Source organism: Paenibacillus sp. AR247 (assembly GCF_002968895.1).
In the GTDB taxonomy this organism is placed as follows: Bacteria; Bacillota; Bacilli; order Paenibacillales; family Paenibacillaceae; genus Paenibacillus_AQ; species Paenibacillus_AQ favisporus.
Genome location: NZ_PCZT01000083.1, coordinates 1 through 1151, shown reverse-complemented (window position 1 = coordinate 1151; position 1151 = coordinate 1). Strand labels below are relative to the sequence as shown.

At 50.4% G+C, this 1151-nt stretch carries 2 protein-coding genes; one reads left to right on the top strand and one right to left on the bottom strand.

What is annotated here, in order from left to right:
• Window positions 1-899, top strand: an 899-nt coding sequence (locus CPT76_RS36155; protein ID WP_181153267.1) for a multicopper oxidase domain-containing protein, incomplete at its 5' end; no start/stop codon positions are given.
• 50 nt (window positions 900-949) lie between these two features.
• Here the strand turns inward: CPT76_RS36155 and CPT76_RS36150 are convergent.
• On the bottom strand, window positions 950-1151 hold a 202-nt coding region (locus CPT76_RS36150; RefSeq protein ID WP_146116574.1), incomplete at its 5' end, for a LysR family transcriptional regulator substrate-binding protein.

The window sequence follows — 1151 nt, the reverse complement described above, 5'->3', positions numbered from 1 at the left end:
CCAATACGAAGGACATCACCATACTAAGCCACGCTTGGCAATTGTCGGACGGCAGCGCATTAACCCCGACGTATGGGCTAAAGGACACGCTGGATCGTCAAACGATTCCAGCCGGCACCCAGGTCAAATTGCGCCTGATTAACGCCCAGAACTACCCGCAAACGTTCCAACTATCGGGAGTCCCGTTCGAAGTGACGGCTATTGACGGCAACGAGATTCACTCGCCCACCGACATAAAGGATCAGAAGCTAATGATCGCCGGCGGAGGACGATATGATATTTTATTCACCATGCCCAAAACGCCTGTAAGATTGAGTAGCCGAAGTGAGGCAGGCGTCACCCCGGGGATCGTGTTTATTGAGGCGGTCACCCATTCAACCCCGGCTATAAATGAAAAAAATGCTGTCTTTGATCCTGGGACATACGGGGAAAAGCAACCGACTCCTTTCGGCATCCACAGCAAGTTTGACCGGACCTTCAACATCGTTTTGGATTCGCGCCTCGGGTTCTATAATGGTAAAATATACGCTTTATATACCATTAACGGACGCGTCTTTCCGGACACACCTATGTTAACGGTCAAAGAAGGTGATCTGGTAAAAACAACTTTTATTAACCGCGGGTGGGATCATCATCCGATGCATCTTCATGGGCATACGATGCTCGTCCTCAGCCGGAACGGAAAACCAACGACAGGGAGCCCTTGGTGGACCGATTCGCTGGATGTCGCTCCCGGTGAAGTCTATGAAGTTGCGTTTCAGGCAGATAATCCGGGGATCTGGATGGATCATTGCCATAATTTATGGCATGCCGAAAAGGGAATGACGATGCACTTGTCCTATGAAGGGATCACAACACCGTTTGAAGTCGGAAAGAAAACATCCAACCAGCCGGAATAAGCCATGGGTTCACCCTGAGCTATATTTTAACTAGACACAGCGGATCGAAGTTAAATCTCGGTTTGAGCCATGTTCCGGAAGTGCTCGATGATGACTTGGCGGAATTCCTTGGCTGCACTTGTAAAATAGCGGCTCTGGTGTCTTGTCAGCCCAATTTCCCGTGTACACACCGGATCCTCGATTTGCAGGCAAGCCACGTTGGCACGGGACCCCGCTTGTAATGCGGATTCGGGTATAAAGGCAATGCCAAGC